Origin of the sequence: Streptomyces sp. NPDC018029 (assembly GCF_044327655.1) — a bacterium.
Taxonomy (GTDB): domain Bacteria; phylum Actinomycetota; class Actinomycetes; order Streptomycetales; family Streptomycetaceae; genus Streptomyces.
Genome location: NZ_JBIRFV010000018.1, coordinates 104,125 through 129,448, shown reverse-complemented (window position 1 = coordinate 129,448; position 25,324 = coordinate 104,125). Strand labels below are relative to the sequence as shown.

General features: G+C 72.3%; 16 protein-coding genes. 8 read left to right on the top strand and 8 right to left on the bottom strand.

Translation table 11 applies throughout. The features are described from left to right. Positions 1 to 71: 71 nt before the first annotated feature. Both ACH4D5_RS37820 and glpK read left to right on the top strand, forming a co-directional pair. The gene (locus ACH4D5_RS37820) at positions 72 to 827 is read left to right on the top strand and encodes an MIP/aquaporin family protein (RefSeq protein WP_398312423.1); all 756 of its coding nucleotides are present in this window, start codon (positions 72 to 74) and stop codon (positions 825 to 827) included. A 33-nt stretch (positions 828 to 860) separates the two neighbouring features. Next, complete coding sequence (gene glpK, locus ACH4D5_RS37815; protein WP_398312420.1) at positions 861 to 2,381, top strand: glycerol kinase GlpK; 1,521 nt, start codon at positions 861 to 863, stop codon at positions 2,379 to 2,381. Between the two features lie 66 nt (positions 2,382 to 2,447). Here glpK and ACH4D5_RS37810 read toward each other — a convergent pair whose 3' ends face one another. From ACH4D5_RS37810 to ACH4D5_RS37790, 5 genes are read right to left on the bottom strand one after another with little or no spacing between them, the layout of a single operon-like run. Next, entirely contained in the window at positions 2,448 to 3,053 is a 606-nt protein-coding gene (locus ACH4D5_RS37810) for a GTP-binding protein (protein WP_398312417.1), read from the bottom strand. Further along, positions 3,034 to 6,777: a hydantoinase B/oxoprolinase family protein gene (locus ACH4D5_RS37805; RefSeq protein WP_398312414.1), complete on the bottom strand. Its 3,744-nt coding sequence runs from the start codon at positions 6,775 to 6,777 to the stop codon at positions 3,034 to 3,036. The genes ACH4D5_RS37810 and ACH4D5_RS37805 overlap by 20 nt, the downstream gene beginning before the upstream one ends. A gap of 25 nt (positions 6,778 to 6,802) precedes the next feature. Continuing rightward, positions 6,803 to 7,249, bottom strand: a complete 447-nt coding sequence (locus ACH4D5_RS37800) for a DUF742 domain-containing protein (RefSeq protein WP_398312411.1) — start codon at positions 7,247 to 7,249, stop codon at positions 6,803 to 6,805. Between the two features lie 9 nt (positions 7,250 to 7,258). Continuing rightward, positions 7,259 to 7,699 carry a roadblock/LC7 domain-containing protein gene (locus tag ACH4D5_RS37795; RefSeq protein WP_398312407.1) on the bottom strand — a complete coding sequence of 147 codons (441 nt, stop codon included), beginning with the start codon at positions 7,697 to 7,699 and terminating at the stop codon, positions 7,259 to 7,261. Beyond that, complete coding sequence (locus ACH4D5_RS37790) at positions 7,696 to 10,761, bottom strand: nitrate- and nitrite sensing domain-containing protein (protein ID WP_398312404.1); 3,066 nt, start codon at positions 10,759 to 10,761, stop codon at positions 7,696 to 7,698. Before ACH4D5_RS37790 ends, ACH4D5_RS37795 begins: the two co-directional genes overlap by 4 nt. A 443-nt stretch (positions 10,762 to 11,204) precedes the next feature. Here ACH4D5_RS37790 and ACH4D5_RS37785 point away from each other — a divergent pair, with 443 nt between their 5' ends. Then, complete coding sequence (locus tag ACH4D5_RS37785; RefSeq protein WP_398312470.1) at positions 11,205 to 11,768, top strand: hypothetical protein; 564 nt, start codon at positions 11,205 to 11,207, stop codon at positions 11,766 to 11,768. Positions 11,769 to 11,834: 66 nt separating this feature from the next. On the opposite strand, the gene ACH4D5_RS37780 is transcribed toward ACH4D5_RS37785, so the two are convergent. Further along, positions 11,835 to 13,103 (bottom strand): FAD-dependent oxidoreductase, encoded by a 1,269-nt coding sequence (locus tag ACH4D5_RS37780; RefSeq protein WP_398312401.1) that lies wholly within the window; start codon positions 13,101 to 13,103, stop codon positions 11,835 to 11,837. Beyond that, positions 13,100 to 13,483, bottom strand: coding sequence for a bifunctional 3-phenylpropionate/cinnamic acid dioxygenase ferredoxin subunit (locus tag ACH4D5_RS37775; RefSeq protein WP_398312398.1), 384 nt, complete (start codon positions 13,481 to 13,483; stop codon positions 13,100 to 13,102). The genes ACH4D5_RS37780 and ACH4D5_RS37775 overlap by 4 nt, the downstream gene beginning before the upstream one ends. A 212-nt stretch (positions 13,484 to 13,695) precedes the next feature. Between ACH4D5_RS37775 and ACH4D5_RS37770 the strand changes: the two genes are divergently transcribed. From ACH4D5_RS37770 to ACH4D5_RS37750, 5 genes are all read left to right on the top strand, one after another. Further along, complete coding sequence (locus tag ACH4D5_RS37770; protein ID WP_398312395.1) at positions 13,696 to 14,526, top strand: IclR family transcriptional regulator; 831 nt, start codon at positions 13,696 to 13,698, stop codon at positions 14,524 to 14,526. Positions 14,527 to 14,733: 207 nt separating this feature from the next. Further along, positions 14,734 to 15,819 (top strand): S-(hydroxymethyl)mycothiol dehydrogenase, encoded by a 1,086-nt coding sequence (locus ACH4D5_RS37765; protein ID WP_398312392.1) that lies wholly within the window; start codon positions 14,734 to 14,736, stop codon positions 15,817 to 15,819. Next, positions 15,816 to 18,260, top strand: a complete 2,445-nt coding sequence (locus ACH4D5_RS37760) for an FAD-dependent oxidoreductase (RefSeq protein ID WP_398312389.1) — start codon at positions 15,816 to 15,818, stop codon at positions 18,258 to 18,260. The genes ACH4D5_RS37765 and ACH4D5_RS37760 overlap by 4 nt, the downstream gene beginning before the upstream one ends. 49 nt (positions 18,261 to 18,309) lie before the next feature. After that, complete coding sequence (solA, locus tag ACH4D5_RS37755) at positions 18,310 to 19,464, top strand: N-methyl-L-tryptophan oxidase (protein ID WP_398312386.1); 1,155 nt, start codon at positions 18,310 to 18,312, stop codon at positions 19,462 to 19,464. Positions 19,465 to 19,491: 27 nt separating this feature from the next. Beyond that, positions 19,492 to 20,616, top strand: a complete 1,125-nt coding sequence (locus tag ACH4D5_RS37750; RefSeq protein ID WP_398312383.1) for an aromatic ring-hydroxylating dioxygenase subunit alpha — start codon at positions 19,492 to 19,494, stop codon at positions 20,614 to 20,616. A 37-nt stretch (positions 20,617 to 20,653) separates the two neighbouring features. Here ACH4D5_RS37750 and ACH4D5_RS37745 read toward each other — a convergent pair whose 3' ends face one another. After that, a complete protein-coding gene (locus ACH4D5_RS37745; protein ID WP_398312380.1) occupies positions 20,654 to 25,306 on the bottom strand; it encodes a hypothetical protein in 4,653 nt (1,550 codons plus the stop codon). Positions 25,307 to 25,324 lie beyond the last annotated feature (18 nt).

Here is a 25,324-nt window from a genome sequence, read left to right as displayed (position 1 = left end):
AGCGGTCGTGAGAACGCACCCTGCACGGAGGACCGGGGCGCACCGCCCCGGACCAGGGCCTAGGAGCCGCCATGTACTCGAACGGGGACATCTTCGTCGGTGAGGTCATCGGCACCGCGATCCTGATTCTTCTCGGCGCCGGCGTATGCGCCGCCGTCACGCTCAGCCATTCGAAGGCGAAGGCCTCCGGGTGGGTCGTCATCGCCTTCGGATGGGGCTTCGGCGTGCTCGCCGGCGCGTACACCGCGGGCCCGCTCTCCGGCGGTCACCTCAATCCGGCCGTCACGCTCGGCATCGCGATCGACACCGGCGAGTGGGACAAGACCTGGGTCTATGTCCTCGGGCAGATGGTGGGCGCGATGCTCGGCGCCGTCCTCGCCTATCTCGTGTACCTCGCGCAGTTCAACGCCAACGTCACGCGAAGCGTCAAGGACAAGGTGACCAGCGCGCACGAACCGACGCCGACGCTCGGCATCTTCTCCACCATCCCGGAGATCCGGAACCCCGTCGCCAACATCATCACCGAGGTCATCGCGACCGTCGCCCTGGTGCTGCCCATCCTGGCCTTCGGGCTCACCGAGGGACTCGGCGAATCCGGCACGCAGACACTGATCGTTGCCTTCCTGGTCGTCGGCATCGGCCTCTCCCTCGGCGGCCCCACGGGCTACGCCATCAACCCGGCGCGCGACCTCGGTCCGCGCATCGTGCACACCTTCCTGCCGATCCCCAACAAGGGAACGTCCGACTGGAGCTACGCCTGGGTTCCCGTGGCCGGACCGCTGATCGGCGGCGCCCTCGCGGGCCTCATCTACAACGCAGCCTTCTGACGTCGTCTCACCAAGGGTCATCAAGGGGTAGCCATGCCGGACAGCTCCGAGAAATTCGTCGCCGCCATCGACCAGGGCACCACTTCGAGCCGCTGCATCATCTTCGACCAGGACGGCGCGATCGTCGCCGTGGACCAGCGGGAACACCGCCAGATCTTCCCCAAGCCCGGCTGGGTGGAGCACGACGCCACGGAGATCTGGTCCAAGGTGCAGGCGGTGGTCGCGGGAGCCATCGCCAAGGCCGGACTCCGCGCCGACCGGCTCAGCGCGCTCGGCATCACCAACCAGCGCGAGACGACGGTCCTGTGGGACCGCGCCACCGGCAAACCCGTGCACAACGCGATCGTGTGGCAGGACACCCGCACCTCCGGGCTCTGCAACGAGCTGGGCGGCGCGGACGGCCAGGACCGCTTCCGCGAGCAGACGGGGCTGCCCCTGGCGAGCTACTTCTCCGGGCCCAAGGCCGCCTGGCTGCTCGACAACGTGCCGGGGCTCCGGGCCCGCGCCGAGCGGGGCGAGATCGCCTTCGGCACCATCGACTCCTGGCTGATCTGGAACCTCACGGGCGGCACCGACGGCGGCCGGCACGTCACCGACGTCACCAACGCGGGCCGCACCATGCTGATGAACCTCCAGACGCTCCAGTGGGACAGCTCGATCCTGTCGGCGATGAACATCCCCGAAGCGATCCTGCCGGAGATCAGGTCGTCCGCCGAGGTCTACGGCACGGCCGTGGGCCAGCTCTCCGGAGTGCCCGTCGCCTCCGCCCTGGGTGACCAGCAGGCGGCCGTCTTCGGACAGGCCTGCTACGACACGGGGACGGCCAAGAACACCTACGGAACGGGCAGCTTCCTGCTGCTCAACACCGGCAACCGGCCCGTCCCCTCGAAGAACGGGCTGCTCACCACGATGGGCTACAAGATCGGCTCCGAGGCGCCCGTGTACTGCCTGGAGGGGTCCATCGCGATCACCGGCGCACTGGTGCAGTGGTTCCGCGACCAGCTCGGCATCATCCGCAGCGCCGACGAGATCGAGCCGCTCGCGGCGAGCGTGGACGACAACGGCGGGGCGTACATCGTGCCCGCGTTCTCCGGCCTGTACGCGCCCTACTGGCGCTCCGACGCGCGCGGTGTCGTCACCGGACTCACCCGGTACGTCACCAAGGCGCATCTGGCGCGCGCGGTCCTGGAGGCGACCAGCTGGCAGACCCGCGAGGTCGTGGACGCCATGTACCAGGACTCCGGAGTGCCGATCACCACCCTCAAGGTGGACGGCGGCATGACCAAGAACAACCTCCTGATGCAGCACCAGGCGGACGTCCTGGGCGTGCCCGTGATCCGCCCCAAGGTCTCCGAGACCACCTGTCTGGGGGCGGCGTACGCGGCCGGGCTCGCGACCGGCGTGTGGAACGACCTCGACGAGCTCAAGGCGCACTGGCAGCAGGACGTGGAGTGGACGCCGCGGATGGACGCCGCATCGCGGGACCGCGAGTTCCACAACTGGCACAAGGCCGTGGAGCGGAGCTTCGGCTGGCTGGAGGACGGCGAGGGCTGAGCCGGGCAGAGCTGCGGCCCGTACCCCGGTCGGCGGGGGTACGGGCCGCTGAGGGCGGTCGCCGCCCTAGGTGGTGGCGTGCTCGCGGGAAGCCGCGGCCGCCGCCATCGCGTGTTCGACGACGTCGATGAGGACCTCCTTGACGGACTCGCGGTCGCGCGCGTCGCAGAGCACGACGGGCACTTCGGGGTCGAGGTCGAGCGCCTGGCGCACGGTGTCCGTGGGGTAGCGCGAGGCGCCTTCGAAGCAGTTGACGCCGACGACGAAGGGTATGGAGCGCCGTTCGAAGTAGTCGATGGCGGCGAAGCAGTCCTCCAGGCGGCGGGTGTCGGCGAGGACCACGGCGCCCAGCGCCCCGGTGGCCAGCTCGTCCCAGAGGAACCAGAAGCGGTCCTGCCCCGGGGTGCCGAAGAGGTACAGGACGAGGTCCTCGCGCAGGGTGATGCGGCCGAAGTCCATGGCCACCGTGGTGGTGTGCTTGCCCGCGACGCCGCGTGTGTCGTCGACGGGGCGGCCGGCCTCGCTGAGGGTCTCCTCGGTGCGCAGCGGCCTGATCTCGCTGACCGCGCCGACCAGGGTCGTCTTGCCGACGCCGAAGCCGCCCGCCACCAGGATCTTCAGCGTGACCGGCTCGACGGGGGCCTTGCCGCGCTCACTGCGCTTGAAGATCATCGCTCACTTCTCCTGCATCGGTGGTGTCGCGTGCATTGGTGGTGTCGCGCGGGGCCGTTCCGTATCCGCCGCCGCCGGGGATTTCGATCACGAGTACGTCGCCGGGGCCCAGGTCGGCCGAGTCGCTGCCCGCGAGTTCCACGACGGTGCCGTCCGCGCGTTCCACGCGGTTGGCCCCGAGGGCGCCGGTGGCACCGCCCGCCATGCCGTACGGCGCGATCCTGCGGTGCTGAGACAGGGTGGAGACCGTCATCGGCTCGCGGAAGCGGATGCGGCGCACGGCTCCGTCCCCGCCGCGCCATCTCCCGTCGCCCCCGCTGCCCCGTCGCACGGCGAACTCCTCCAGGAGGACGGGCAGCCGCCACTCCAGTACCTCGGGGTCGGTGAGCCGGGAGTTGGTCATGTGGGTCTGTACGACGGGCGCCCCGTCGAAGCCGTCGCCCGCTCCGGAGCCGGAGGCCACCGTCTCGTAGTACTGGTGGTGGTCATTGCCGAACGTGACGTTGTTCATCGTGCCGGAACCCTCGGCCTGCACGCCCAAGGCGGCGTAGAGCGCCCCCGTGATGGCCTGGGAGGTCTCCACGTTCCCCGCGACGACGGCCGCGGGCGGCTCGGGGGCGAGCAGCGAGCCCGGGGGCACGATGACGCGCAGGGGGCGCAGGCAGCCGTCGTTGAGCGGGATGTCGTCGGCGACGAGGGTGCGGAAGACGTACAGGACGGCGGCGTTGACCACGGCGAAGGGGGCGTTGAAGTTCGTGGCGAGCTGCGGTGACGTACCACTGAAGTCGATGGTCGCGGAGCGTTCCGCGCGGTCCACGGTGACGCGGACGTGGATCGTGGCGCCCGAGTCGGTTTGATAGGCGAACTCGCCGTCTTCAAGGACGTCGATCACGCGGCGTACTGATTCCTCGGCGTTGTCCTGGACGTGCTTCATGTACGCCTGGACCACGTCGAGGCCGAAGTCGTCGATCATCCGGGAGACTTCGTCGACGCCCTTCTGGTTGGCGGCGATCTGGGCACGCAGGTCGGCGAGGTTCGTGTCCGGGTTGCGGGAGGGGTAGGGGGCGTCGGTGAGCAGGCGGCGGGTCTCGGCCTCGCGGAAACGGCCGTCTTCTACAAGAAGCCAGTTGTCGAAGAGGACGCCCTCCTCGTCGATGGTGCGGCTGTCGGCCGGCATGGAGCCGGGGGCGATGCCGCCGATCTCGGCGTGGTGCCCGCGCGAGGCGACGTAGAAGAGGATCCGCCGCTCGGGAGAACCGACCGTCTCCGAAGTGCCGTGCTCCCCCGGCCTGTCGAACACCGGCGTGATCACCGTGACGTCGGGGAGGTGCGTGCCGCCGTGGTACGGGTCGTTGACGGCGTAGGTGTCGCCGGGACGCATGCCGGTGCCGCGGCGCTCGATCACCTCCTTCACGCTGGTGCCCATCGAGCCCAAGTGGACGGGGATGTGCGGGGCGTTGGCGACGAGGTTGCCGTCGGGGTCGAACAGCGCGCAGGAGAAGTCGAGACGCTCCTTGATGTTCACCGACTGGGCCGTGGACTCCAGGCGGGCGCCCATCTGTTCGGCGATGGACATGAAGAGGTTGTTGAACACTTCGAGGAGCACGGGGTCGGCCGCGGTGCTCGCGGTGGAACTCTCCGTCGCGGTGACGCGTTCCATGAGCAGGTGGCCCGCTTCCGTGGTCGACGCCTCCCAGCCGTCGTCCACGACGGTGGTGGCACCGGCTTCGGTGATGATCGCCGGTCCCGTGACGGTCCGGCCTGGCGGCAGCTCCTGGCGGCGGTGCAGGGGTACGTCGCGTCGGCTGCCGCCGGTGTGGAGGCTGACCTGCTGCGGGGTACCCGGCCGGACTGCGCCCGCGAGGGCCGAGAGATCGGGTGGTTCGGTGCCTCCGGTGGCCTCCACGGAGAGGGCCTCGACCACGACGGGCCGGTCCAGGGTGAAGGAGTAGGTGGCGCGGTGGCGGTCCTCGAAGTCCCGGGTCATGGTGTCCGGGTCCGTGAGTTCCACGGTCAGGGCGGTGTCCGTGCCGTCGTAGCGGAGTTGGGCGCGGCGCGTGACGCGGATGCGGTCGGTCGGCACGTCCTCGGCGAGGAGTTCGTCGCGGGCCGCGCTCTCCAGGTCGTCCGCCGTTTTGCGGACGTGCGGCATCGACGAAGCCTCCAGCGGCATCTCCACGGACTGCTCGCGCATCGCCGTGGTGTCGGCGAGGCCGATGCCGAGGGCGGAGAGCACACCGGCCATCGGCGGTACGAGGACGGTGCGGATGCCGAGTGAGTCGGCGACCATGCACGCGTGCTGGCCGCCCGCGCCGCCGAAGGTGGTCAGGGCGTAGCGCGTGACGTCATGGCCCTTCTGGACGGAGATGCGCTTGACGGCGCCCGCGATGTTGGCCACCGCGATCCGCAGGTAGCCCTCGGCGACCTGCTCGGGCGTGCGGTCGTCGCCCGTCGCCGCGCGGATCTCCTCGGCCAGGGCGGTGAAGCGGTCGCGGACGAGGTCGCCGTCCAGGGGCTGGTCCCCGTTCGGCCCGAACACCGCCGGGAAGTGGGCGGGTTGGATGCGGCCGAGGGCGACGTTGGCGTCGGTGACGGTGAGCGGCCCGCCGCCGCGGTAGCTTGCCGGGCCCGGATCGGCGCCCGCCGAGTCGGGGCCGACGCGGTAGCGGCTGCCGTCGAAGTGGAGCACCGAACCGCCGCCCGCTGCGACGGTGTGGATGTCGAGCATGGGGGCGCGCAGCCGGACCCCGGCGATCTGCGTGGTGAAGACCCGCTCGTACTCACCGGCGTAGTGCGACACGTCCGTCGACGTGCCGCCCATGTCGAAGCCGATGACGCGGTCGAAGCCCGCGAGACGCGACAGGCGCGCCATGCCGACGATGCCGCCCGCGGGACCGGACAGGATCGCGTCCTTGCCGCGGAACCGGCCCGCTTCCGTGAGACCGCCGTTCGACTGCATGAACATCAGCCGCACGCCCTGGAGTTCATCGGCGACGTGCTGGACGTAGCGGCGCAGAACCGGTGACAGATACGCGTCGACGACCGCGGTGTCGCCCCGCGGTACGAGCTTCATGAGGGGGCTGACCTCGCTGGAGAGCGAGACCTGCGGGAAGCCGGTGCGGACGGCGAGCTCGCCGATGGCCTGCTCGTGGGCGGGGTACAGGTGGCTGTGCACGCAGATCACCGCCACCGAGCGGATTCCGTCCTCGTACGCGGCGCGCAGGGGGCCCGTCAGGCCCTCCTGGTCGGGTGGGCGCAGCACGTCGCCGTCGGCGGTGACGCGCTCGTCGACCTCGATGACGCGGTCGTACAGGAGTTCGGGGAGGACGATCTGGCGGGCGAAGATCCGTGGGCGGTTCTGGTAGGCGATGCGGAGCGCGTCGCGGAAGCCCCGGGTGATGACCAGGGCGGTGGGCTCTCCCTTGCGCTCCAGGAGGGCGTTGGTGGCGACGGTGGTGCCCATGCGGACGGCGTCGACGGGCACGGCGTCACCTCCGTCGCCCGCCTGACTGCCGTGGCCTGCCTCCGTGTTGCCGCCCGTCCATGTACCGTCGCCCGTCTTCGCGTCGGCGAGCAGTTCTCGGATGCCCGCGACCGCCGCGTCCCGGTAGCGCGTCGGGTTGTCGGAGAGGAGTTTGTGCGTGCGGAGGCTGCCGTCCGGGCGCCGCGCGACGATGTCGGTGAAGGTGCCGCCCCTGTCGACCCAGAACTGCCAGCCAGTCACGTTCTCACTCCCGCTTCCGCGCTGTTCAGAGCGCCCGGAGGCCGCTGATCACGTCGCGCAGAATACTCTCGTCCGGGAGCTCGGCAGGGGGCACCGGACGGGTCACGTGCACCAGTTCGTCCTCGACGAGATCGCCGATGAGGACGCGGACCACGCCGACGGGCAGGTCGAGTTCGGCCGCCAGTTCGGCGACCGACTGGGGCGTGTCGCGACAGAGCTCGACGATGTCCACATGCTCCGGAGACAGCGTCTGGTCGGCCTCGTGGACGCCGGACGCCCGGTCCTCGGTGATGACGACCGCGATCAGGTCGAGCCGGTGCTGCCCGGGGCTCGTGGTGCGGCCGCGTGTCATGGCGTACGGACGCACTACGGGACCGGCGTCGTCGTCGAACCAGCGGGGCGCCTCCTGCGCCTTCGGTAACTTCCGCGTGGCCTCTGTTGTTCTCTGCGTCCCTCGACCGTCTTCGCTCATGACCTCCCACTACCCTCCGGCGGGCAGATCCGTGCGCGGCGCCGTACCCAGATGCACACCGACCCGCTTGACCAGCAGCGTCATCTCGTACGCCACCAGGCCGACGTCGGAGTCCGCCTCCGCGAGGACGGCGAGGCAGCTGCCGTCGCCCGCGGCCGTGACGAAGAGGAAGGCGTCGTCGAGCTCGACCACGGTCTGCCGGACCCTGCCCGCCTCGAAATGCCTGCCGACCCCCTTGGCGAGGCTGTGGAACCCGGAGGCGACGGCGGCGAGGTGCTCGCTGTCCTCCCGGGTCAGGTCCTTCGACACACCGGTCGGCAGGCCGTCTCCGGAGAGCACGAGCGCCTTGCGGATGCTGGCGACGCGCTGCACCAAGTCGTCGAGGAGCCAGTTCAGCTCCCTCCTCCCGCCGGTCGTGGTGGTGCGTGCGTCGGCATTCGGTGCGGTCATCGACCGTCCCCCTCGGATGTCGTTCCTGGTGCTGTGCCGTTCGTGGCGTCGTCGCCCGCGGCGTTCTCGTCGCGGCCGCGCTGCCAGCCCCGCTGGAGCGAGGCCATGCGGCTGCGTACCTCGTCCGCGTCGCGCTCCTCCGGCCGGGTCTCGGCACGTCGGGGGCGGCGGTCGGGTCCGTCCTTCAACTGCGGGGCCAGGCTGGCCTGCCGGACGCGGCGGGGCAGCCCGCCCGTAGCGGTCGTGTCGGGGTCGGGCGCCGCCGCTGGGCGGAGCCCGGTGCCGTCCCAGGGGGCGCGGTCCGGGGTGGCGCGGTCCTGGGCGGCGGTGTCAGGGGCGGCGGTGCGGCGGCCGCGCCGGGGAAGGTCCGTCGACACGTCGTCGACGGCCGTGACGTCGTGGTGCGGGGGCGACAGGTCGGGCCAGGCGGGCTGCGACTGCGGGCGCCGCGGGATCTCGTCCTCGGCGGCCGGGGCCAGGGGCCGGCTCTCCGGCTGTCTGTCGTCCAGGAACCGGCTGTCGAACTGCCTGTCGTCCGAGAAGCGGCTGTCGGACCGCCTGTCGTCCGGGAAACGGCGGCTGTCCTGCGGGAAACGGCCGTCCTGCGGTTTGCCGTCGGGGAACCGGCTGTCCTGCGATTTGTCGTCGGGGAACCGGCTCTCCTGCGGCCTGGCGTCCGGGAAACGGCTGTCCTGCGGCCTGGTGTGCGCCACCGGGCGGCCGTTCGAGCGGACCAGTTTCGGGGTCCTGCGGCGCGGCAGCGGGACGGGCCCTCCGGAGTGGGCGTCCTCGCCGGCGTCGTCCTCGGCTCCGGTGGGCGCGGCGCCCCTGCGGGTCGGCTCCCCGCGGCTCGCCTCGCGGTCGTCGCGAGCCTGCTGGTGCTGTTCGCCGGGCGTGCCCGCCACCCGGCGGCGCGGCCGGAAGAGGCCGCCGCGCTCGCTCTCCTCGTCGCCGAGGGCACCGGGGAAGGCATCCAGGTCGGCGAGGCCGACGGGCGCCTCCAGCTCGACGGGGCCGTCCAGGACGGAGGCGGGCAGGCCCGGCAGCTGCACGGGCACCTGGGCGAGCGCCGCCGCGCGGTCGGCCGCCTTGTCGGAGCCCGCCACGGCCTCCCTGGTCTGCGCCCGGTCGAAGCGGAAGCCCGCGCCACCCGTGTCGGGCACGTCGTCGGTGAGCAGTGACTCGGGAATGAAGACGACAGCGGTCGTGCCGCCGTACGGAGAGGGCTGCAGCGACACGCGGACGCGCTGGCGCTGTGCGAGCCTGCTGACCACGAACAGACCGAGCCGGTCGGTGTCCGACAGCTCGAACTCGGGGGTCTCCGCGAGCCGCAGATTGGCGTCCAGGAGCGCGTCGGCCGTCATACCGAGGCCCCGGTCGTGGATCTCCAGGGTGAAGCCGTTGGCGACGTGCTCGCCGAGCACCTGCACCGCGGTGTGCGGCGGTGAGAACACCGTGGCGTTCTCCAGGAGTTCGGCCATGAGGTGCGTGAGGTCGGCGACCGCGGGCCCGGTGACCGCGATGCGGGGCAGGCGGCGCACCTCGATGCGTTCGTAGTCCTCGACCTCGGCGACGGCGGCGCGGACCACGTCCATGAGCTGGACGGGCTTGCGCCACTGCCGCGACGGGGCGGCGCCGGAGAGGATCACGAGACCCTCGGCGTGCCGCCGCATGCGGGTGGTCAGGTGGTCGAGGCGGAACAGGTCGGCGAGCTCGTCGGTGTCCTCGGTCCTGCGCTCCATGGCGTCCAGCAGGGTCAGCTGCTTGTGCAGCAGGACCTGGCTGCGGCGGGCGAGGTTGACGAAGACCTCGGAGACGCCGCGGCGCAGGTCGGCCTGTTTGACGGTGGCCTCGACGGCGGCGCGCTGCAGCGTGTTGAGGGCTTGCCCGACTTGGCCGATCTCGTCCTTGCCGTACTCGAGGCGGGGCGCCTCGGTCTCCACGTCGACCTGCTCGCCCGCCGCCAGGCGACGCAGTACGCCGGGCAGCCGGACGCCGGACGCCTCGTGGGCCTCCAGCCGCAGCCGGCGCAGGTCGCGGATGAGGCCGCGGCCGATGCGTACGGACAGGAAGAGCGAGACAAGGAGCGCCAGCAGGCCGAGCACGCCGGCCGCGATGACCCGCACGATCACGCCGACGGCGGCCGGCTCGACGCGGTCCTGGAAGCGGTCGGTCGCCGCGTTGTTGCTCTCGGAGAGCTGCTTGAGGACCCGGCCCGCGGCCTGGTCCCACTGGCTCGACGTGACCGCGCGCTGTTTGTCGGGCCCGGACTCGATGATGTCCTGCTCGGCCTTGCGCAGCTGGGTGGTCTCGGTGCCGTTCCAGTAGCGCTCGTAGCGGGCGCGGTCGTCCTCGGGGAGCTGCGCGAAGTTCACCTCGAAGAGGAGGGAGCGCTGGGCGCGGAGCTCGGTGGCCTGCCGGATCTCGGCCTTGGTGATCCGGCCGGCGACGAGCGCGGAACCGATCAACGCGTCCTCGCGGGAGAGCAGTTCACGCGCGCGGGTGGCGCCGACGAGCGCCCGGCCCTGCTGGTCGTACTTCATGTCGTCGAGACCGGAGAAGCCGTTGAGCGTGCTGAGCAGGTCGAAGTAGGGGTCGATCAGCTTCGTGTACATCTTCAGGGCGCCGGCCCTGGTGATCGTGCCCTCTTCAACGCTCCTGCGCAGCGGCTCGATGCCGTCGAAGGCTTCGACGAGCTCGTCGAGCCGCTTCCGCGAGTCTCCGTTGACGCCGTCACGGACGTCCGGGTCCTGGGCGTTGGCCCGGATCTTGTCGACCATCTCGTCGGTCGCGGTGCGGCTGCGGCGCAGCGCTGCGAGCGCGTCCGAGGCCCGGGGGTCGGCGAGGTAGACGAGGGTCTGGCGGCGCTCCTGCTGGATCACGCGCGCCGTGTCCTCGACCGGGTAGGCGAGCTTGTCGACGACGTTCACCGTGTCGATGAGGCTCAGCGCCTGGCGACCGGTGACGACGGTGGCGAAGCCCCAGATGGCGGTGAGGGAGAGCAGCGGCACGAGCAGCAGCGCCACGATCTTCCGGCGGATGGACTTCCCGCGAAAGCGCATGGCCTCCCCCAGATCGGCCCCCTGCGGCCGTTGCATGGGCCAGGGGCACACATGTGCGTCAACAAACGGCGCGAGCCTACTACTGACTCACGGGCAACTCGAAGGTGCATCCGAACGCTTTTCAGCCGTGACGCGAAAAGGACGTCCCTAGTTGTCCCTCCATTACGGGAGATTGCGTCCCAGCATGTGGCACCTACTTGGAGGCTTCATCCGCCTTTGTTGGCACGCCAGTTGGCCGGATCTCTTCGCTTCGCGGAACCGGAGCGGGAATCTTTCTGATCTCTCGTTCGTCCATGAGGAAGAGAGCCGCGGATCGAGGAGAGGTCACCGGCGCGCCACCGGTAGGTCACGGGGGCAGGCGACATGAAGCGCGGCAAAACGGGCAGCCAGTGGTGAGTTGGTGTCCGTGAACGACCGCGAGCAGCGGGGGGAGTGACGAGATGATGGGCACGGCAGAGCGCCACAGGAAGTCCGGGGTCGGGGCGGACGGGGCCGGGCCGCAGGAGTATGGGGCCGGTCCGCGGGAGCGGGAGCGCTCGGCCGAGCGGCCGCCGTTGTGGGTCGAGGAGCCCGCCCGCAGAAGGCGGCTGCCCGATCCGGTGCGGACGGCCGCCGTGCGGGCCGTGATCATAGTGGCGGTCACCCTCGTGCAGGCGATGGTCGCCGTCCTCGCCGCCCTGGCGGGCTCCTGGCTCTCCTTCCCCATGGTGCTGAGCAGCGTGGCCAGCACGGTCGTGGCCACCTGGGGCGTGCTCGACGTGTGGGTGACCCGCCAGGTGTGGAACCAACGGCACGGGGTCGTGTCGATGCCGAGCAGTACGGCACGGCGGCTGCGGCGCGAGCGGCGCCGGGCCCGCCGCCAGGCACGGGCCGCGGCGCGCGGGAAAGAACGCATACAGGGGTACGACCGCATACCGGGGTACGACCGCGTGTCGGGGTACGACCGAATACAGGGGCGCGACCGCGTACAAGGACGCAGTGGGTCGGGGCAGTTGTCGCACTCCTGAGTGCGACCTGCTGAGCGTGGGCTCCTGACTGTGAGCGGTCGCCCGCAACACCCTCAGGGCGCCGCCTCAGACCGCCGCGAGCTCCGCCGCCCGCTCGGCCGCCCGCTCCGCCGCCAAGGCCCTGCGCGCCTTCATGAAGGGACGGGCGCGGTCCACCGCGAGGACCGCCGTGGTCCTGCCCCCGTGCTCGTACGCGGCGAGGAAGCCGTTTCCGCCGCCCTCCCCCACTCCCTCCGGCGAGCCCTCGACGATGCGCACGGTGTCACCCTCGCCCCGGCGCCCGGCGAACTGCACGCGGGAGCCGTACTGATCCGACCAGAAGTACGGCAGTGGGCACACCGACTCCACGGTGCGCCCGGCGAGCAAGTTGCGTACCGCGACGCGGGGTTGCTCTGTCGCGCTCGTCCAGTGCTCGGCGCGGGTTCCGCCCACCCTGGCGACATCCCCCACCGCGACGACCTGAGGCAGCGCGGTGACGCAGCCGTCGTCGCACAGGACACCGTCGTCGACGGCGAGAGGTGAGCCCGCGAGCCAGCCGGTGTTGGGGGTCGCCCCGATGCCGACCACGACCACGTCGGCGGGCAGCAGCCGGCCGTCGGACAACTCCACAGCGGTGACAGTGTCCCCGGTGGCGGCCGCACCCCTCACACTCCTCGAGCCCCCCGCACTCCCGGCGCCCGGCGGCACATGCCTGGATGCGCCGCACAGCGCCGCCACCCCGACCCCCGTCAGCAGTCCGGCCCCACCGCGCGCGTGCAGCCCGGCGCACACCGACGCCATCTCCGGCCCGAGCTGGGCCACGAGCGGCAGCGGTGCGGCTTCGACGACGGTGACGTCATGGCCCAATGCCACGCACGAGGACGCGGTCTCGGCGCCGATGAAGCCGCCGCCGATCACCACCACCCGACGCGGCCCGCGGGTCAGTTCCGCCCGCAACTCGCGGGCGTCGTCGAGGGTTCGGAGCGTGTGGACGCCCGCGAGCGGGGGCCCGGGCAGGCGGCGTGCCGACGCCCCGGTGGCGATGACGACGCCGTCGCCGGTCAGGGTGCGGCCGTCGTCGAGAACGACCGTGCGGCCCCGCACGTCGAGGGCCCGTGCGCGCGTGCCGAGGATCCACTCGGCGGCGAGCTCCGCCGTCTCCTCCTCGTCGGATAGGGCGAGTTGGCCTTGGTCCATGTCTCCGGTGAGGAAGCCCTTGGACAAGGGCGGCCGGTCGTACGGCGCGTGCGGCTCGTCCCCGATGAGGACCAGGCGGCCGTCGAACCCCTGGGCACGCAACTCCCGCGCGGCGTACAGGCCGGCGAGCGAGGCGCCCACCACGATGACGGTCCTCATGCCGCGGACCCCTGGCCGGCGGTTCCCGCGCCAGTGGCTCCCACGTCGGCGGCTCCCGCATCGGCGGCTCCCGCGTCGGTGGCCGCAAGGCGCACATGGACGATGCCGTCCTCGACGTACACCTGATGCGTGCGTACGGGGCGGCGCGCGGGCAGGCAGACGGGCCGGCCGGTGCGAAGATCGAAGGACGCGGCGTGCAGCGGGCATTCGACGAGACAGCCCTCCAGCCAGCCCTCCGAAAGGGACGCGTCCTGATGGCTGCACGTGTCGTCGATGGCGAAGAGCTCACCGTCGGCGTTGAACACCGCGACGGGCGGTGTGGTGTCGAGGCGGACGGATTCGCCCGCGGGGAGGTCTTCAAGGCGGCATACGGGGATCATGGGCCCCCCTCTGGGTCGTTCCCGCTGTCATTTCTGATGTCATGCGGCGCGGTCCTGGGCCCTTGGGGGTCCCAGACCCTTCGGTAACATGCTGTTTCGCATGACGCATGAGAGAGCGCCATGCGCAACAGAATCCGGGTGGGGCGCCCATCGCGTCAAGGGCTTCCCGAAGACGCGGCTTCAACAGGCCGCAAGGTGGTGAGGGTTCAGGTATGACGGGCGACCGGAAACAGGCTGATCAGGGCAGGGAACCGCGCGGTGAGCCGCGGGAGAGGCAGGCGAAGGGCGCGGCCGGATCCGTCCAGTCCGTGGACCGCGCGGTGAGCGTGCTGGAGATCCTCGCGCGGCACGGGGAGGCCGGAGTCACCGAGATCGCCGACGAGTTGGGCGTCCACAAGTCGACGGCCTTCCGGCTCCTCGGCGTGCTGGAGAACCGCGGCCTGGTCGGCCAGGCAAAGGACCGCGGGAAGTACTTCCTGGGCGCCGGCGTACTCCGCCTCGCGGGGGCGGCGGCAGTGCGCATGGACATCTCGCAGGAGGGCGGCCCGATCTGCCGCGAGCTCGCGGACGAGCTGGGCGAGACGGTGAACATCGCGGTCCTTGACGACGACGCCGCGGTCAACATCATGCAGGCCAGGGGCCCGGCCTCGGTGACCGCGCAGAACTGGCTCGGCCGGCGCACCCCGCTGCACGCCACGTCCAGCGGAAAGGTGCTCCTCGCCCATCTGCCGACGACGCTGCGGGAGGGCCTGATGGCCCGCACCCTGCCCCGGCTCACCGAGCACACGGTGACCGGGACGGTGGCGCTGCGCCGCGAGCTGGAGGCCGTCACCGGGCAGGGATATGCCGTCGCCGTCGAGGAGTTGGAGGTGGGCCTCGCCGCGGTCGCGGCGCCGGTGCGCGCGCACGACGGCAAGGTGATCGGGGCGCTCAGCGCGTCCGGGCCGGTCTACCGGCTGACCGAGGAGCGGCTGACCGAGCTCGCCAAGCGCACCGTCGCTGCCGCCGTCGAGCTGTCCCGCCGGATGGGGTACGGCTTCTGACACTCGATGGGAGGGCGGGGCCGGAAGTCTCCGGCCCCGCCCTTTCGTGCGCTGCCTGCACCCCAGCGCCCACCGTTTCGCGAAGGCTTGGCTCCGCCCCCTTGACGGCCTCTTGATGGCGTTCCCAGTATGTCTCTCATAGCGCAACCGAACGTGCAGTACGCAACAACACCGCCACGCCGTGCGCAACAGCAGAGGAGTCTGGCCGTGCCCCACGAGGTCCGTGCCGTCGTCGCCCCGAAGAAGGGCGCACCCGTCGAGGTGCAGACGATCGTCGTGCCAGATCCCGGCCCCGGAGAGGTGCTCGTCTCCGTACAGGCCTGCGGGGTCTGCCACACGGATCTGCACTACCGGGAAGGCGCGATCAACGACGACTTCCCCTTCCTGCTCGGCCACGAGGCGGCCGGCACCGTGGAGGCGGTCGGCGCGGACGTCGCCGATCTCGTCCCCGGCGACTGCGTCGTGCTCGCCTGGCGCGCGCCCTGCGGGGCCTGCCGCTCCTGCCTCCGCGGCCGCCCCTGGTACTGCTTCGACTCGCGCAACGCCGCGCAGCCCATGACCCTCCTCGACGGCACCCCGCTGAGCGCCGCCCTCGGCATCGGCGCCTTCGCCGAGAAGACCCTGGTCGCCGCCGGGCAGGCCGTGAAGGTCGACCCGGCGGCCCGACCCGAGGCCGTGGCCCTGATCGGCTGCGGAGTGATGGCGGGGTACGGGGCCGCGGTGAACACCGGCGGAGTGGGCCGCGGGGACACCGTCGCCGTCATCGGCTGCGGCGGCGTCGGGAACGCCGCGATCGCCGGGGCGTCGCTGGCCGGGGCGCGCCGCGTCATCGCCGTCGACATCGACGAGGGCAAGCTGGACGGTGCGACGCGGTTCGGCGCCACGCACACCGTCAACTCGCGCGGCACGGACGCGGTCGAGGCGGTGCGCGAGCTGACCGGCGGTCACGGCGTCGACGTCGCGATCGACGCGGTCGGCATCCCGTCGACGTACAAGCAGGCCTTCTACATGCGTGACCACGCCGGCGTGCTCGTCCAGGTCGGAGTGCCCGATCCGGAGATGACCGTCGATCTGCCGCTGATCGATGTCTTCTCGCGCGGGGGCGCCCTCAAGTCGTCCTGGTACGGCGACTGCCTGCCCACCCGGGACTTCCCGATCCTCGTCGACCAGTACCTCAGCCGCCGTCTCGACCTGCGTGGATTCGTCTCCGAGACCCTTCGGCTCGACGAGGTGGAGGAGGCGTTCGCGCGGATGCGCCGGGGCGAGGTGCTGCGATCGGTGGTGGTCCTGTGAGCGCCGCCCGGCCCCGCGGGCCCCGCGTGGTCGTCATCGGGGCCGGCATCGTCGGTTGCTCGCTCGCCGACGAGCTGACCGCCCGCGGCTGGACCGACGTCACCGTCCTCGACCAGGGGCCGCTGCCCGCACCGGGCGGCTCCACCTCGCACGCGCCGGGCCTGGTCTTCCAAACAGGCCCCTCCAAGACGCTGACCGCGTTCGCCGCGTACACCGTGGAGAAGTTCACCGCCCTGGAAGTGGACGGCCTTTCCTGCTTCAACCCGGTGGGCGGTCTGGAGCTCGCCACCACGTCCGAGCGCTGGGCCGACCTGCACCGCAAGGCCGGATGGGCCGCCTCCTGGGGCGTGCGCGCCGAGCTCGTCGGCGCCGCCCGCTGCAAGGAGCTGTGGCCGCTCATCGACGAGACACAGGTGTACGGCGGTCTGTACACACCCGACGACGGCCTGGCCCGCGCCGTGCCCGCCTGCCGTGCGCAGCTGGAACGGGCACGCGCGCGTGGAGCACGTTTTCTCGACCGGCACACCGTGACGGGCATCGAGCGGGACGGCGGCCGCGTCACCGGTGTCACCACCGACCGCGGCACCTTCCCCGCCGACCACGTCGTCTCGGCGGCCGGCTTCTGGGGCCCGGTGATCGGGGGCATGGCCGGCGTCGATGTGCCCCTGCTGCCGCTCGCCCACCAGTACGTGAAGACCACGCCCCTGCCCGAGCTCGCGGGGCTCAACGACCCGCGCACCGAGGCGTCGCGGCCGATCCTGCGCCACCAGGACCGGGACCTGTACTTCCGTGAGCACACCGACCGCGTCGGCATCGGGTCGTACGCCCACCGGCCGCTGCCCGTCGACCCGTTCGCTGTCCCGGCGTACGACGACGCGGAGGACATGCCCTCCTCGTACCCCTTCACCGAGGAGGACTTCGCGCCCAGTTGGGAGGACTGCCGCCGGCTCCTGCCCGCCCTGAAGGGGGCCGAGATCGCGGAGGGCTTCAACGGCGTCTTCTCCTTCACGCCCGACGGCATGCCGGTGCTCGGCGAGTCCCGTGAGCTGCGGGGCTTCTGGCTGGCCGAGGCCGTCTGGGTCACGCACTCGGCGGGCGTCGCCAGGGCGGTCGCCGAGTGGATGGTCGACGGACGGCCCTCGCTCGACCTGCACGACTGCGAGCTGACGCGCTTCGAGGAAGCGCAGCGCTCCCCCGCGTACGTGGCCGAGCGCGGCGCACAGCAGTTCGTCGAGGTCTACGACATCATCCACCCGCTCCAGCCGCCGGACCGGCCGCGGCCCCTGAGGGTCAGCCCCTTCCACGTCCGGCAGCAGGAGCTGGGCGCGGTGTTCCTGGAGGGCGGCGGCTGGGAGCGCCCGCACTGGTACGAGGCCAACGCTCCGTTGACGGAGGGCATCGAGGTGCCCGTGCGTGACGCGTGGGCGGCCCGTCACTGGTCGCCCGTCGCGGCGGCAGAGGCGCGCGCCACCCGCGAACGGGTCGCCCTCTACGACATGACACCGCTGCGGCGCCTCGAGGTCACCGGCAGCGGGTCCCTCGCCTTCCTCCAGCGCATGACGTCCAACAACCTCGCCAAGAGGCCCGGTTCGGTCACGTACACCCTCCTGCTCGACGAGGCCGGGGGCATCCGCTCCGATCTGACCGTGGCGCGGCTCGGCCTCGACCGGTTCCAGGTGGGCGCCAACTCCCCCGCCGACCTCGACTGGCTGCTCCGCCACGCGCCCGACGACGTGCATCTCAGGGACATCACCTCGGGGACGTGCTGCGTCGGTGTCTGGGGGCCGCTGGCCCGCGCGCTCGTCCAGCCGCTCGCGCGGGACGACTTCTCGCACGAGGCGTTCGGCTACTTCAAGGCCAAGGAGACGTACATCGGGCACGTGCCGGTGACCGCCATGCGCCTGTCGTACGTCGGTGAACTGGGCTGGGAGCTGTACACCAGCGCGGATCTCGGGCTCCGCCTCTGGGACACGCTGTGGGAGGCGGGCCGCGCGCACGGCGTGATCGCGGCGGGCCGGTCCGCCTTCAACAGCCTGCGCCTGGAGAAGGGATACCGGGCGTGGGGCCAGGACATGACCACCGAACACAACCCCTACGAGGCCGGTGTCGGCTTCGCGGTCCGGATGAACAAGGGTGACTTCGTGGGACGTTCGGCGCTCGAAGGGCTGGGGTCGCCCACGCGCAAGCTCACCGCCCTCCTCCTCGACGACCCCACGGCGGTCGTCCTCGGCAAAGAGCCCGTCTACGTAGAGGGCGCCCCGGCCGGATACGTCACCAGTGCCTCCTACGGGTACACCCTGGGCCGTTGCGTCGCCTACGCCTGGCTGCCGCCCCTGGAGCCAGGTGCCGGCGTCACCGTCGAGTACTTCGGCGAGAAGGTTCCCGCGACGGTCGCCGAGGAGCCCCTGTTCGACCCGGAGATGACCCGCATCCGCCGCTGACCCATCCCGCCGCCGACCCATCCCGCCCGCCGACCGCCAGGAGGCAACGGTGTCCCCCACCCATGACGTGATCGTGATCGGCCTCGGCGGCATGGGCAGCGCCGCCGCGCACCATCTCTCCGCACGCGGCGCCCGCGTCCTCGGCCTGGAGAAGTTCGGCCCGGTACATCAACGCGGCTCAAGCCACGGCGGTTCGCGCATCACCCGCCAGTCGTACTTCGAGGACCCCGTGTACGTACCGCTGCTGCTGCGCGCCTACGAGCTCTACGACCGCCTCGAACGCGACACCGGCCGCGACATCGCCACCCTGTGCGGCGGCGTGATGCTCGGGCGGCCCGACAGCCGCACGGTGACCGGATCTCTGCGCTCCGCCGAGCAGTGGGGCCTGCCCCACGAGATGCTCGACGCGAAGGAGATCCGCCGCCGCTTCCCGACGCTCACCCCGGCCGACGACGAGGTGGCCCTGTACGAGGCGCGGGCGGGTCTCGTCCGGCCCGAGAACACGGTGGCCGCACATCTCCAGCTGGCCACGCGGCACGGCGCCGACCTGCACTTCGAGGAGCCGATGACGCGGTGGGAGCCGTACAAGGACGGAGTGCGCGTCCACACCGCGGAGGACACGTACACCGCCGGGCAATTGGTGATCTGCCCGGGCGCCTGGGCACCTCAGCTGCTGACCGACCTGGGCGTGCCGTTCACCATCGAACGGCAGGTCATGTACTGGTTCCAGCCCTCCGGAGGAGTCGGCCCCTTCCTCCCCGAGAACCATCCGATCTACATCTGGGAGGACGCGGAAGGCGTCCAGGTCTACGGTTTCCCCGCCATCGACGGACCCGCCCTGGGAGCGAAAGTGGCCTTCTTCCGCAAGGGCACGCCCTGCACTCCGGAGACCATCGAACGGACGGTCCACGACGACGAGATCGTCGCCATGGCCGAGCAGGTGGGGCGGCTGATCCCCGACCTCCCCGGAGGCTTCGTCAAGGCTGCCACCTGCATGTACTCCAACACTCCCGACGAGCACTTCGTGATCGCCCGCCATCCGGAGCACCCCGGGTCGGTGACCGTCGCGGCCGGCTTCTCCGGACACGGCTTCAAGTTCGTGCCCGTGGTCGGCGAGATCCTCGCCGACCTGGCCCTCGACGGCGCCACCGGACACCCCATCGAGCTCTTCGACCCCAGCCGCCTCGCCGCCGCGCCTGCCTGACAAGCACCGTTGAGGAGTACGAGAACCGTGACGACGACTCCGTTGCCGCCGAGCCTCACCGCGACCCTCCCCGGCCGCTACTACACCGACCCGGAGATCTTCCGGCAGGAGCAGGAACGCGTCTTCGAAGCGCTCTGGTTCTGCGCGGTGCGCGCCGCCGACCTCGACAAGCCGGGCGCCTTCCGCACCGTGCGCGTGGGGCGTGAGAGCGTCCTCGTCACCCGCTCGCGCACCGGAGAACTGCGGGCCTTCCTCAACGTCTGCCGCCACCGCGGTGCCCGGCTGTGCACCGAGGAGTCCGGCCAGGTGCGCCGCGCCCTCCAATGCCCCTACCACGCCTGGACGTACGACCTGGACGGCCGGCTGATCGCCGCGCCCGGTCTGACGAAGATGCCGGACGTCGACCGCACCGCGTACGGCCTGGTGAAGGTCGCCCTGCGGGAGTGGCTCGGCTACGCGTGGGTGTGCCTGGCCGACGAGCCGCCCTCCTTCGAGGAGACCGTCATGGGCGCCGCGGTCGAACGCCTCGGCGACAAAGCGTCCATCGAGCGGTACGGCACCGAGCGGCTCGCGCTCGGCAAACGCGTCACCTACGACGTGCGCGCCAACTGGAAACTGATCGTCGAGAACTTCATGGAGTGCTACCACTGCGCGACGATCCACCCGGAACTCACCGATGTGCTGCCGGAGTTCGCGGAGGGCTTCGCCGCGCAGTACTACGTGGGGCACGGTGCCGCGTTCGGCGAGGAGGTCGGCGGCTTCACCGTCGACGGCAGCGCGGGCTTCGGCCGTCTCCCCGAGGTGCCGGAGGACCAGGACCGCCGCTACTACGCGATCACCGTGAAGCCGACCGTGTTCGTCAACCTCGTCCCCGACCACGTCATCCTGCACCGCATGTTCCCGCTGGCCGAGGACCGCACGGTCGTCGAGTGCGACTGGCTGTACGCACCCGACGTCGTCGCGTCCGGCGCCGACCTCACGCACTCCGTGGAGCTCTTCCACCGGGTCAACACGCAGGACTTCGCGGCCTGCGAGCGCACCCAGCCCGCGATGGCGTCACGCGCCTACCGCGAGGGCGGGGTGCTGGTGCCGACCGAGCACCACATCGGGCTCTTCCACGAGTGGCTGACGAAACAACTCACTACGGAGTGAGCGCACTGTGGAGTGAGTGCACTGTGGAGTGAGTGCACTACGGAGTGACGGGGTCCGGCTGCGCGGCGGGCCGCTTGTACATCCGGGTCGCGGTGATCTCGCCGTGCACCGTCTCGCCGTCGGGATCCTGCTGCGGCAGGCCCGGACGCAGGTGCTCCTCGACGCTGATGTACTTCAGGCCCGCCCGCAGGTCCGCGTCGTTCCGCAACCGGATGACCAGTGGGAACTCGGCGAGCGCGGTCGTGTCGAACAGTCCGGTCGTGTAGAGCAGCTGCACGCCGAGCGCGTCGGAGACGGCCCGCTGGAGCTCCAGGAGGTACGTCGCGTTGGCGCGGCCGATGGGGTTGTCCAGGAACAGCGTGCCGGCGTGCCGGTGCTTGTCGCGCCCCCGGTCGTTGCTGCGCAGGGCGGCCATCGTGCAGTACAGGGCGATGGCCGCGGTCAGCAGCTGGCCGCCGGAGAACACGTCGCCCATCTGTCCGACGGGGACGCGCTCGGCGCGCAGCACGGCGTCCGGCTTGAGGATCTCGACGGCGACACCGCGTGGCTCCAGGGCGGCCTGGACGCCACGCAGCAGCAGGGACATGCCGTCGCGCCGCAGGTCCGAGTTCTTCTTCACGGCGGCGCGGGTGGCCTCGTCGATGACCTCGCCGAGCCGCTCCACGAGGGTGGCCTGGTCGGGCTCCTCGAAGCGGACCCGCAGGAACTCCTGCCCGGACCACTCCCCCAGGCCCTCGGGCAGGCGGGAGAGGCGCTGGGCGGAGCGCAGGGTGGCGAGCGCGGACTCGACGAGGCCGCGCAGGCGGTCGACGATGCTGTCGCGGTTGCGCTCCAGCTGCTCCAGCTCGTCGGTGAGGACACGGAGGCGGGGCGCGAAGGCGTCGGCCCACTTCTTGGCGTGCTCGGGCAGCGCGGACGCGGGCAGCTCGCGGATCTGCTGGCGGGCGGGGGTGCGCACCTGCTCGTAGCGCGTCGAGTTCGCGTGCCGTACGAGGATGTCGCTCGCCTCGCGGACCGCGGACTCGGCCGTCGACAGGTCGGCGGCGCAGCCGCGCAGGGAGCGGCGGGCCTCCGCGGCTGCCTGGCGGGCCTCTTCGAGGGAGCCGGGGTAAGCCTCGGGTGCCTCCTCGGTCTCCTCTTCGTGGTGCTCGCGGAGGAGGTCCCGCAGCAGGGCCGCGGTCTCGTCGAAGCCGCCGGCCGCGTCCTCGGTGGCGCGGTGGGTGTGCAGGAGGGCGGCGTGCGCCTCCTTGGCGCGGCTCAGCGCCTCGGTGTGCGCGGCCAGCTCGCCGGTGGCGGTGCGCAGGAGTGCCTGGGCCTGCTCGGCGTCGCCGGGAACGAGCTCTTCGGGGAGCTCGGTGTGGGCGTCGCCGTCCTCGGGGGCGTGCCGCTCGGCCTCGCCGCGCAGCCGGCCGAGCTGCTCGCTCGCGGTGGCCGCGCGGGCCTCGATGAGCTGGACCTGGGCCTCGGCGCGCGCGGCTGCGGCCTGCCGGGACGGGCCGTCGGAGCCGTCGGTGCCTTCGAGGAGCAGGGCGGCGCGGGTGCGGACCTTGTTGCTGAGCCGGTCGAGCTCGGCGAGCGCGGCGCTCTCGTCGCTCTCGGCGCGGGCCTGCTCGGCCCGCAGGTCGGCGCCGACGCCCACCTTCTCGTAGAGCTGGGACGCCGCGCGGTAGGCCTCGCGCAGGGCGGGCAGGGACGCCTTCGGGGGCTCGCTCTCCGCCGGTACGTCCTCGGGGGCGCCGGCGATCTCGGCGCGCTCGGCGCGCAGCGCGCGGGCGGTGCGGCGGGCGTCGTCGGCGGCGCGCTGGGCGGCGCGGCGGTCCTCGTCGGCGGCGCGGGCGCGGTCCAGGCAGGTCTGGGCGCGGGCTTCGTACTCGACGGCGTCGTCGGCCAGTTCGCGCAGCTTGGCCTGCCATCCTGCCCGCTCGCGGAGCCGGAAGGCGAGGCCCGCGAGGGCGTCGGCGGAGCGCCGGGCGCGCTGGGCGGCCTCCTGGCGCTCGTCACGCACGCGTGCCGCCTCGCTCGCGGCCTCGTCGGCCTCGGCGCGCGCGGTGCGGGCCTCGGTGAGCTCGGCCTCCGCCTCCTCGGCGAAGGCGCGCGCTTCGGCGGCCGCGGTGGCGAGCTCGGCGAGCCGGCCGCTGGGGCAGCCGGCGCGCCAGGAGGCGAGGCGGGCGGCGAGCTCTCGGTCCTTGCCGAGCCGGCCGGCGAGCGTCCGGATCTCCTCGTCCCGCCGTGCGGCCCGCGCGCGGAGCGCCTGCCGCTCCTCGTCGGCCGCGTGCTCGTCGTGCATGGCCGGGTTCGGCGGTACGAGGAAGACGCTGCCGGCGCTGCTGTCCGCCGCCTGGTCGCTCGGGGTGGGGGCGAGGAGGGCGGCGGCGGTGCCGACGGCGACGGCGGAGCGGGGCAGCAGCGCGGCGTCGGCGAGGGCTTCGCGGGCGCGGGCGTGGGTGTCGGGGTCGGTGATGACGACGCCGTCGACCAGCTCGGGCCGGGCGGCGAGCACGCGCGCGTGGTCGGCGGGGTCGACGGCCTGGGCGAGGTAGCGCCAGCCGGGCAGTGCGGGGATGCCGTGCTCGCCGAGGAACTCGACGGTGGCGAGGACGTCGGGGCCGGGCGGCAGCAGTCCGCCGTCGCCGAGGGCGCCGAGGATGCGGGAGTCGTCGGCGGCCGCGGTACGCAGCTCGAACAGCTGTCGCTCGGCGGAGGCGACGCCTTCTTCGAGGAGGGCCTTCAGGTCGTCCGCGGAACGGTCGAGTTCCTCCACGGAGAGGGCGCCGTCCGCGTCGGTGCCCGTGTCGGTGTCGGCCTGGTCGGCTCCGCGGCGGGGCTGCGGCACCGCGGTGGCCCCGGTCGGCAGGCTCAGCAGCTCGGCGAGCCGGGGGTCCCGTGCGATGGACTCGGCGGTGCGGCGCTCCGCGTCGTGGGCGGCCTCGGCGGCGGCCGCGGCGTCCGAGGCACGCGCGGCGGTCAGCTCGGCGCGGGCCTCCGCGGCGGCGGTCTCCTTGGCGTGGTCGGCGGCGCGGCGAGCGGCCTCGCGGGCGGTGTCCCAGGCGGCCACGGTGGTCTTCTCGGCGTCGCTCGCGGCGAGGGCGGCGCGGGCCGGGTCGGCGTCGGGGGCGGTGTCGTCGAGCCAGCCCGCGCGGACGGCCTCTGCGGTCTCCTGCTCGACCTCGGCGAGGCGCTGCTTCAGGTGGCCCGCCTCGCTGCGGGCGCGCTGGGCCTCGGTGGCGGCGGCGGTGGCGTCGCGGTGCGCGGCCTCGCCGGTCTCCTGGAGGGCGGCGGAGCGCTCCTCTTCTTCGTTCGCGACGTTCTCCGCGCCTTCGGCGGCGGTGTGCAGGGCGCGGACGAGGTCGGACGCGGCCTTGGCGCGGGCGGCGAGCGCGGGTGCCGCGTCGCGCTCGGCCTCGCGGATCGCGACGGCCACGCGCGCGGAGCGGTCGGCGGCCGCGCGGTGCCGGAGGACGGCTTCGGCGGCCTGCCAGGCGGCGTGCAGGGTGCGCGCGTCGGCGAGCTCGCGGCGCTGGGCGGCGGCGGCCTTCTCCGCGACGGTGAGCGCCAGGGAGGCGTGCCGGTAGGCCAGTTCGGCGGAGATCAGGGCGCTCCTGCCGCGGGCCCGCTCGGCCTCGGTGACGGTGTGGGCGGCGGCGGTGACCTGCTCGGCCAGTTCGGCGGCGCGGCCCCGCTCCTCCGCGGCGCGCGCGGAGAGCCTGCGCGCCAGCGTCCGGGTGCGGCGCTCGGCGCCCGCGTGCACGTCACGCGCGCGTGCCCGGGTGTCGGCGGCGTCGACGATGCGGCCGAGCAGGTCGACGGAGCCGGCGGTGAAGTCCCGTTCGGCCATGAGTTCGGCGCGGCGGCCGAGTTTGTTGCCGAAGCCGTGGACGAGGTCGGCGAGGCCGTCCGTGTCGCGCGTGTCGGTGACGGCGCGCAGCAGCAGGTCGGTGAAGTCGGAGTCCTTCTTGACGGCGAAGAGGCCCGCGGCCTCGCCTTCGTCGGCGTTCATCTCGCGCTGGTAGCGGAAGAGTTCGGGGTCGAGGCCGAGGTCGCCGAGGTGTTCGTTCCAGCGGTCGTGGATCTCTTCCCAGTGCACCTCGAGGTGCGGGTACGCCTTGCCGGCCTCGGTCAGCGCGTCGCGGAAGCCCTTCATGGTGCGCCGTCGCCCCTGGGCGCCCGAAGCACCCTCCACCGACGGCCGTACGGCGGTGGACTCGGCGACGGGCAGCGAGTCCAGGCTCATGCCGGGCCCGGGCCGGAAGGAGTACCAGGCCTCGGCGAACTTCCGCGGGTCGTTGGAGACCTGCCGCCCGCGCCACTCGCTGACCTTGCCGACGACCACGCACTCGCCGGTCAGGGTGTGCTGCCACTCCAGGGCGACGTGCCCGCAGTCGTCGGCGAGCAGGAACTTGCGCAGCACGCCGGAGCTGGCGCCGCCGAGCGTGTTCCGGTGGCCCGGCAGCATCACCGAGAAGATCAGCTTGAGCAGGACGGACTTGCCGCCGCCGTTCTCCAGGAAGAGCACGCCCGCGGGCGCGGGGCGGCGCGGCGGGCCGACCGGCTCGTCCTCGAAGAACTCCGCCTGGGCGGGCGCGGGGTCGGGCACCTCGGCGCCGACTCCGCGCAGGTCGAGCACGGTGTCGGCGTAGCGCGCACCGGCCGGACCGATGGAGTAGAGGCGGACCCGGGACAGCTCGTACATGGCGGCGGACTCTCGTCG

Coding starts and splice junctions, on each gene's coding strand:
- ACH4D5_RS37820 (WP_398312423.1), top strand. CDS start 72: ATGTACTCGAACGGGGACATCTTCGTCGGTGAGGTCATCGGCACCGCG.
- glpK (WP_398312420.1), top strand. CDS start 861: ATGCCGGACAGCTCCGAGAAATTCGTCGCCGCCATCGACCAGGGCACC.
- ACH4D5_RS37810 (WP_398312417.1), bottom strand. CDS start 3,053: ATGATCTTCAAGCGCAGTGAGCGCGGCAAGGCCCCCGTCGAGCCGGTC.
- ACH4D5_RS37800 (WP_398312411.1), bottom strand. CDS start 7,249: ATGAGCGAAGACGGTCGAGGGACGCAGAGAACAACAGAGGCCACGCGG.
- ACH4D5_RS37795 (WP_398312407.1), bottom strand. CDS start 7,699: ATGACCGCACCGAATGCCGACGCACGCACCACCACGACCGGCGGGAGG.
- ACH4D5_RS37790 (WP_398312404.1), bottom strand. CDS start 10,761: ATGCGCTTTCGCGGGAAGTCCATCCGCCGGAAGATCGTGGCGCTGCTG.
- ACH4D5_RS37785 (WP_398312470.1), top strand. CDS start 11,205: ATGGGCACGGCAGAGCGCCACAGGAAGTCCGGGGTCGGGGCGGACGGG.
- ACH4D5_RS37780 (WP_398312401.1), bottom strand. CDS start 13,103: ATGAGGACCGTCATCGTGGTGGGCGCCTCGCTCGCCGGCCTGTACGCC.
- ACH4D5_RS37775 (WP_398312398.1), bottom strand. CDS start 13,483: ATGATCCCCGTATGCCGCCTTGAAGACCTCCCCGCGGGCGAATCCGTC.
- ACH4D5_RS37770 (WP_398312395.1), top strand. CDS start 13,696: ATGACGGGCGACCGGAAACAGGCTGATCAGGGCAGGGAACCGCGCGGT.
- ACH4D5_RS37745 (WP_398312380.1), bottom strand. CDS start 25,306: ATGTACGAGCTGTCCCGGGTCCGCCTCTACTCCATCGGTCCGGCCGGT.